Consider the following 8164-nt stretch of genomic DNA (forward strand, 5'->3'; position numbering starts at 1 on the left):
GGACAACAATGCCTGCCGGATAGCCTTGTTTCCCGTCTGTCGGGATGGTCGGGAGGAGGGTGAAAAGCCCGTCCGGCAAGGCTTTGCAGGCGCGCATTGGTAGCGAGAAATGCCTGTTGCTTCATGTTTCAAATAAAAAAGCGAATCCCTGAGGATTCGCTTTTTTATTTGATATTAGGAGATATAATTCCGTTGCGCTGACTGGATGACGTACAGAAGTTCAGGTAGACAAAGTCCTTCCCCCACAACTTGATGCAATCCGCTAACCGGTCAGGCCGTGTCGCGGAAGGTGTAGAAACCCGCTAATCTCGCGAAGCGCGAAGAAAGGTGAGCAAATGACAAAGCTCTACGAGCAATACAACATCAACTCCTACCTGTTCGGTGGGAATGCTCCGTACATCGAAGAACTGTACGAAGCCTACCTGAACAACCCCGGCTCCGTCCCTGACAACTGGCGTGCTTACTTCGACGCCGTGCAACACGTGCCCGCAACCGACGGCTCCACCCGTCCTGACGTGGCCCACGCTCCGGTGATCGCTTCCTTCGCCGAACGCGCCAAGCAAGGCCCGATCCGCACCGTCATCGCTTCCGCCGACTCCGACATGGGCCGCAAGCGCGTCGCTGTTACCCAGCTGATCGCCGGCTACCGTGACCTCGGTTCCCGTTTCGCCAACCTGGACCCGCTGCAACGCCAGGAACGCCCCAACATCCCCGAACTCGATCCCTCCTTCTACGGCTTCACCGATGCCGACATGGACATCGTGTTCAACATCAACAACACCTACTTCGGCCCGGAAACCGCCTCCCTGCGCGACCTGCTGCAGATGCTGCGCGACACCTACACGCGCTCCATCGGCGCCGAGTTCACCTACATCTCGGACATGTCCGAAGTGCGCTGGCTGGAAGAGCGCCTGGAGCCGACCCGTGCCGTGCCCAGCTTCTCCTCCGACAAGAAGAAGCACATCCTGGAGCGCCTGACCGCCGCTGAAGGCCTGGAACGCTACCTCCACACCAAGTACGTCGGCCAGAAGCGCTTCTCGCTGGAAGGCGGCGAATCCTTCATCGCCTCCCTGGATGAAACCATCCAGCGCGCCGGTGAAAAGGGTGTGCAGGAAATCGTCATCGGCATGGCCCACCGCGGCCGCCTGAACGTGCTGGTCAACATCCTGGGCAAGACCCCGCAGGAACTGTTCTCCGAATTCGAAGGCCGTCATGCCGACGACCTGCCGGCCGGTGACGTCAAGTACCACCAAGGTTTCTCCTCCGACGTCTCCACCCCTGGCGGCCCGGTCCACCTGTCGCTGGCCTTCAACCCGTCCCACCTGGAAATCGTCAACCCGGTGGTCGAGGGCTCGGTCAAGGCGCGTATGGATCGCCGCGGCGACAAGGATGGTTCGCAAGTGCTGCCGATCCTGGTGCACGGCGATGCCGCCTTCGCCGGCCAAGGCGTGGTGATGGAAACCCTGAACCTGGCGCAGACCCGTGGCTACGGCACCGGCGGCACGGTTCACATCGTCATCAACAACCAGATCGGCTTCACCACTTCCGATCCGCGCGACTCCCGCTCGACCCTGTACTGCTCGGACGTGGTCAAGATGATCGAAGCCCCGGTGCTGCACGTCAACGGTGATGATCCGGAAGCCGTCGTGTTCGCCACCCAGATCGCTGTCGACTACCGCATGAAGTTCAAGAAGGACATCGTGGTCGACATCATCTGCTTCCGCAAGCTGGGCCACAACGAGCAAGATACCCCTGCTCTGACCCAGCCGCTGATGTACAAGAAGATCGCCCAGCACCCGGGTACCCGCAAGCTGTACGCCGACAAGCTGGTGACCCAGCAGACCATCCCCGCCGATGGTGGCGAAGAACTGGTCAAGGCTTACCGCGCCGCGATGGACGCCGGCAAGCACGCCATCGATCCGGTGCTGACCAACTTCAAGAGCAAGTACGCGGTCGATTGGCTGCCGTTCCTGAACCGCAAGTGGACCGACGCCGCTGAAACCGCCGTGCCGATGGCTGAATTGAAGCGCCTGGCCACCAAGATCACCACCGTGCCGGAAGGCTTCAAGGTGCACTCGCTGGTCGAGAAGGTCTTGAACGACCGCGCCGCCATGGGCCGTGGCGAGATGAATCTGGACTGGGGCATGGGCGAACACCTGGCCTACGCCAGCCTGGTTTCCTCCGGTTATGCCGTGCGCCTGACCGGTCAGGATGCCGGCCGTGGCACCTTCACCCACCGTCACGCCGTGCTGCACGACCAGAACCGCGAGCGTTGGGATGCCGGTACCTTCATCCCGCTGCAGAACGTGGCGGAAAACCAGTCCACCTTCACCGTGATCGACTCGGTCCTGTCTGAAGAAGCCGTGCTGGCCTTCGAATACGGCTACTCGACCGCTGAACCGAACACCCTGACCATCTGGGAAGCCCAGTTCGGCGACTTCGCCAACGGTGCCCAGGTCGTCATGGACCAGTTCATCAGCTCCGGCGAAGTGAAGTGGGGCCGTGCCTCGGGTCTGGTGCAGATGCTGCCCCACGGCTACGAAGGCCAGGGGCCGGAACACTCGTCCGCACGTATCGAGCGTTACCTCCAACTGTGCGCCGACAACAACATGCAGGTCGTGCAGCCCACCACCGCTGCGCAGATCTTCCACCTGCTGCGTCGCCAGATGATCCGCCTGTTCCGCAAGCCGCTGATCATCATGACGCCGAAGTCGTTGCTGCGTAACAAGGATGCTGGTTCTCCGCTGTCCGATCTGGCCAAGGGTTCGTTCCAGACCGTGATCCCGGAAGTCGATGAAACCATCGACGCCAAGAAGGTCAAGCGCATCGTCGCTTGCTCGGGCAAGGTGTACTACGACCTGGTCAACGCCCGCAAGGAGCGTGGTCAGACCGATACCGCCATCATCCGCGTCGAGCAGCTGTATCCGTTCCCGCACAAGGCCTTCGCCGCCGCGTTGAAGCAGTTCCCCAACTTCAACGAGCTGGTGTGGGCACAGGACGAGCCGCAGAACCAGGGCGCATGGCTGCAGATCCAGCATAACATCTTCGAGAATCTCTCCGAAGGTCAGAAGCTGGCCTATGCAGGCCGCCCGGCCAGCGCCTCGCCGGCCGTCGGTTACTACGACAAGCACTACGCACAGCAAAAGGCACTGATCGAAACCGCCTTCGCCAAGCTCAAGGGCTTTGTGCTGACCAAGTAATCATCGATGCAAACGGGACGCGCTGCGAGGGCAGGGCGTCCCTGTTTCCATAAGAACGAAATCACCCGAAAATCGGAGAATCCTGAAAATGGCTCAAATCGAAGTAAAAGTCCCGCAGTTGTCGGAATCCGTTGCTGAAGCAACCCTGCTGCAATGGCACAAGAAGGTTGGCGAACCCGTCGCCCGTGACGAAAACCTGATCGACATCGAGACCGACAAGGTCGTGCTGGAACTGCCCTCGCCGGACGCTGGCGTGATCACCCAGATCATCAAGGCCGACGGCGCCACCGTCGTGGCCGGTGAAGTGATCGCCATCCTGGACACCGACGCCTCCGCGCAAGTGGCTCCGACCGAAGTCAAGGCCGCTCCCGCTCCCCAAGCCACCAACGAACCGACCCCGGTTGCCGCTCCCGAGCTGGCTTCCAAGGGCGACGTCGCCATGCCGGCCGCTGCCAAGCTGCTGGCCGACAACAACCTGTCGACCTCGCAAGTCACCGGCACCGGCAAGGATGGCCGCGTGACCAAGGGCGACGTGCTGGGCGCGCTGTCGGCTCCCGCCGCCGCACCTGCTGCCGCTGCCAAGCCGGCCCTGGCGCAAGTGGCCGCCCCGGTCAAGGCCGGTCTGGAAAGCCGTCCGGAACAGCGCGTGCCGATGAGCCGCCTGCGTGCCCGTGTGGCCGAGCGTCTGGTGCAATCGCAATCGACCAACGCCATCCTGACCACCTTCAACGAAATCAACATGCAGCCGGTCATCGACCTGCGCAACAAGTACAAGGACAAGTTCGAGAAGGAACACGGCGTCAAGCTGGGCTTCATGTCCTTCTTCGTCAAGGCGGTCGTGCACGCCCTGAAGAAGTACCCGATCGTCAACGCTTCGGTCGATGGCAATGACATCGTCTACCACGGTTACTTCGACATCGGTGTGGCCGTCGGCTCGCCCCGTGGTCTGGTGGTGCCCATCCTGCGCGATGCGGACCAGATGTCGATTGCCGACATCGAGAAGAAGATCGGTGAATTCGGCCAGAAGGCCAAGGACGGCAAGCTGTCCATCGAAGAACTGTCGGGCGGTACCTTCACCGTCTCCAACGGCGGCACCTTCGGTTCCATGCTGTCGACCCCGATCATCAACCCGCCGCAATCGGCGATCCTGGGCATCCACGCCACCAAGGAACGTGCTGTGGTTGAAAACGGCCAGGTCGTGGTCCGTCCGATCAACTACTTCGCGCTGTCCTATGACCACCGCATCATCGACGGCCGCGAAGCCGTCCTGTCGCTGGTCGCGATCAAGGAAGCACTGGAAGATCCGGCCCGTCTGCTGCTGGATCTGTAAGCAACCGGCCATCACGGCGTGAGCTAGGCGCTGAACGGCCCCCAGGCATTCAGCGCCTTTTTGCATCCGCTTCCAGTTCAAGCGGATGCGCACAACGAATCAGGAATACACACATGAGCAAGAATTTTGACGTGGTCGTCATCGGTGGCGGCCCTGGCGGTTACATCGCCGCCATCCGCGCAGCGCAACTGGGCTTCAACACCGCCTGCATCGACGAATGGAAGAACGAAAAGGGCGGCCCCGCACCGGGCGGCACCTGCACCAACGTCGGTTGCATCCCCTCCAAGGCGCTGCTGCAATCGTCCGAACACTATGAGCACGCCAGCCACGGCTTCGCCGAGCACGGCATCGAAGTCAAGGGCCTGGGCCTGAACCTGGAAAAGATGCTGGGCCGCAAGAACACCGTGGTCAAGCAGAACAACGATGGCATCCTGTACCTGTTCAAGAAGAACAAGGTCGCCTTCTTCCACGGCCGTGGCTCCTTCGTCAAGGGCGATGCCAATGGCTACGAGATCAAGGTCGCGGGTGCTGCCGAAGAAACCATCACCGCCAAGCATGTCATCGTGGCGACCGGTTCGAACGCCCGTGCACTGCCGGGCGCGGAGTTCGATGAAAAGCTGATCCTCTCCAACACCGGCGCACTGTCGATCACCGAAGTGCCGAAGAAGCTGGGCGTGATCGGCGCCGGCGTGATCGGCCTGGAAATGGGTTCGGTCTGGCGTCGCCTGGGCGCGGAAGTGACCGTGCTGGAAGCCCTGCCTACCTTCCTGGGTGCTGTCGATGAACAGATCGCCAAGGAAGCCCAGAAGCTGCTGACCAAGCAAGGCCTGGCCGTGAACCTGGGTGTGAAGATCGGCACCATCAAGGCTGGCAAGAACAGCGTCTCCGTGGAATACACCGATGCCAAGGGCGAAGCCCACACCGGCGAATTCGACAAGCTCATCATCTCCATCGGCCGTACCCCCAACACCATCGGCCTGAACGCCGAAGGCGTGGGCCTGAAGCTGGACGAGCGCGGCTTCATCGCCGTGGACGGCGACTGCAAGACCAACCTGCCCAACGTGTGGGCGGTGGGTGATGTGGTGCGCGGCCCGATGCTGGCCCACAAGGCCGAAGAAGAAGGCGTTGCCGTGGCCGAGCGTATCGCCGGTCAGCATGGTCACGTCAACTTCAACACCATTCCTTGGGTCATCTACACCTCGCCGGAAATCGCCTGGGTCGGCAAGACCGAGCAGCAACTCAAGGCCGAAGGCGTGCAGTACAAGGCCGGTACCTTCCCGTTCCTGGCCAACGGCCGCGCCCGTGCGCTGGGCGATACCTCGGGCATGGTGAAGTTCCTGGCCGATGCCAAGACCGATGAGATCCTGGGCGTGCACATCGTCGGCCCGATGGCCTCCGAGCTGATTTCCGAAGCCGTGGTGGCCATGGAATTCCGTGCTTCCTCCGAAGACATCGCCCGTATCTGCCACGCTCACCCCTCGCTGTCCGAAGCGACCAAGGAAGCGGCCCTGGCCGTCGACAAGCGTGCATTGAACTTCTGATGCGCGATCAATGCGACAATACGCGTCGCTCATGCCTGCCAGCATGGCCAGGTTTGAGTTGCCCGCATAGTCAGCATTGAGATGCCAACCCAATGGGCGAGCCTGGCTCGCCCATTGTCGTTTTACAAGACCACACCATGGATGTCCGTCAATTCTACGAACAGTCGCTGTCCCAGCGCGGTTATCAACCCGATGAGGCGCAGTTGCGCGCCATCGAGCGCCTGCAGCGCGCCTATGAGGAATGGGTCGCCTACAAGGCCCAGCGCGCCTCCACCTTCAAGCGTCTGATCAGCCGGCCGGCCGTGCCGCGCGGCGTCTACATGTGGGGCGGGGTAGGGCGTGGCAAGTCCTTCCTGATGGACAGCTTCTATTCCGTGGTGCCGGTGGTGCGCAAGACGCGCCTGCACTTCCACGAATTCATGCGCGATGTGCATCGTCAGCTCGATGAATTGAAGGGCATCGCCGATCCCCTCGATGAGGTCGCCAAGCGCATCGCCAAGAAGTACCGCCTGATCTGCTTCGATGAATTCCACGTCTCCGACATCGCCGATGCGATGATTCTCTACAACCTGTTGAAGGGCCTGTTCGACCATGGCGTGTCGTTCGTGATGACCTCCAACTACGAGCCCAGCACGCTCTATCCAGATGGCCTGCATCGCGATCGGATGCTGCCCACCATTGCCTTGCTGAAGGAAAAGCTGGACGTCATGAACATCGACGCCGGCATCGACTACCGCAAGCGGGTGCTGGAGCAGGTGAAGGTGTACCACACCCCCCTGAACGCCAAGACTGATGAAGAATTGCGCGCAGCCTTCGCCGCCGTCGCCGAAGCTGCCGATGAAGATCCGCGCGTGCACATCGAAGCCCGCGAGATCCGTGCCCTGCGCCGGGCCGGCAGCGCCATCTGGTTCGATTTTGCGACCCTGTGCGGGGGCCCGCGCTCGCAGAACGATTACCTGGAGCTGGCCAGCCGCTTCCAGACCGTGATCCTGTCGGGCATTCCGCGCATGTCGGCGGCGATGTCCTCGGAGGCGCGCCGCTTCACCTGGCTGATCGACGTCTTCTACGACCACAAGGTCAAGCTGATCATGTCGGCCGCCGTCGAGCCGGATGAGCTTTATACGGTAGGTACGCTCTCCAACGAGTTCCACCGTACCGTTTCACGTATCATTGAGATGCAATCGAAGGAATATCTGGACGCGGACCGCCGTTCGATTGCCGACAGTCTCTCCTGAACAATCACCTGATGAACAAGAAATCCATGCAAGGTCTTTTTGCCGATGCCAAGGGCGTCACTTCTTCCCTGTGCGGCCTGATGCTGGCCTTGGTCGCCGGCACCTGTGCGGCGCAAGGGCAGGACGCAGCCAGTGCTACCTCGGGCGCGCAAAGCCAGGCAAGCCAGCCGCAGGCGGCATCGGCGGCCACCGCGGCCGCACCGGCGGAGCCCATGAGCCGCGAGCGCTTTGATGAATTGGAGGCGCGCCCGCCGATTGCCCAGCGTTTCTCGGCCGGCTCCATCAAGTCCGATGCATTGGCCCAGAAGGCATTGGAGGAAGCCGCCGAAGACCGCCAGGTTGCCGAGCTGCGCTATATCCTGGACCAGCGTGCCTGCTACCCCAAATTCCTGGTCTCCGATTGTCTGGAAGCTGCGCGCGACCGCAAGCGCCTGACCGAAAAGGGCATCAAGGCAGTGGAGTACGAAGCCAAGGTGTTCCAGCGCCAGGCCACCGTGGATGATCGCGACCGCTCGCTGGCCGAGCAGCGCACCAAGGATGAGGAAGATGCTGCGCGCCGCCTGGCCGACCAGAAGCAGAAGGAAGCCGATTCCGCCCGCAAGGTCGAGGAAAGTCGCGCCAAGAACAGCGAAGTACAGCAGCGCATCGACCAGAACAAGAACGTACCGGCCGATTACCGTGTGCGTCAGCATGAGGCCGAGGTGCAGCGCCAGCAGGCCGAGGAGGCGGCCCGTGCGCCCACGCGTGCGGCCAACGCCGCCCAGCGCCAGCGTCGCATCCAGGAAGCCGAGGAGCATCGCCAGGAAGTCGAGCGCAAGAAGGCCGAGAACGAACGTGAGCGTGCCGAACGCAGCAAAG

General features: G+C 61.8%; 5 protein-coding genes. All 5 read left to right on the forward strand.

Annotation, left to right across the window (positions count from 1 at the left end):
- The first annotated feature begins 335 nt into the window (after positions 1–335).
- The gene (locus I5W_RS01045) at positions 336–3200 is read left to right on the forward strand and encodes a 2-oxoglutarate dehydrogenase E1 component (protein WP_008329922.1); all 2865 of its coding nucleotides are present in this window, start codon (positions 336–338) and stop codon (positions 3198–3200) included.
- Positions 3201–3288: 88 nt separating this feature from the next.
- On the forward strand, positions 3289–4530 hold the full coding sequence (gene odhB, locus I5W_RS01050; RefSeq protein WP_017451791.1) for a 2-oxoglutarate dehydrogenase complex dihydrolipoyllysine-residue succinyltransferase: 1242 nt from the start codon (positions 3289–3291) through the stop codon (positions 4528–4530).
- A 113-nt stretch (positions 4531–4643) separates the two neighbouring features.
- Positions 4644–6071 (forward strand): dihydrolipoyl dehydrogenase, encoded by a 1428-nt coding sequence (gene lpdA / locus I5W_RS01055; protein WP_017451792.1) that lies wholly within the window; start codon positions 4644–4646, stop codon positions 6069–6071.
- A 137-nt stretch (positions 6072–6208) separates the two neighbouring features.
- The gene (zapE, locus tag I5W_RS01060; RefSeq protein WP_026052016.1) at positions 6209–7306 is read left to right on the forward strand and encodes a cell division protein ZapE; all 1098 of its coding nucleotides are present in this window, start codon (positions 6209–6211) and stop codon (positions 7304–7306) included.
- An 11-nt stretch (positions 7307–7317) separates the two neighbouring features.
- A partial coding sequence (locus I5W_RS01065; RefSeq protein ID WP_044527858.1) for a hypothetical protein occupies positions 7318–8164 on the forward strand: 847 nt, incomplete at its 3' end.

The organism is Herbaspirillum sp. B65, from assembly GCF_000333555.1.
Lineage (GTDB): Bacteria > Pseudomonadota > Gammaproteobacteria > Burkholderiales > Burkholderiaceae_D > Herbaspirillum > Herbaspirillum rubrisubalbicans.

What these genes read in the sequence shown, in the direction of transcription:
- lpdA (WP_017451792.1), top strand. Translation starts at nt 4,644, where the DNA reads ATGAGCAAGAATTTTGACGTGGTCGTCATCGGTGGCGGCCCTGGCGGT.
- odhB (WP_017451791.1), top strand. Translation starts at nt 3,289, where the DNA reads ATGGCTCAAATCGAAGTAAAAGTCCCGCAGTTGTCGGAATCCGTTGCT.
- zapE (WP_026052016.1), top strand. Translation starts at nt 6,209, where the DNA reads ATGGATGTCCGTCAATTCTACGAACAGTCGCTGTCCCAGCGCGGTTAT.
- I5W_RS01045 (WP_008329922.1), top strand. Translation starts at nt 336, where the DNA reads ATGACAAAGCTCTACGAGCAATACAACATCAACTCCTACCTGTTCGGT.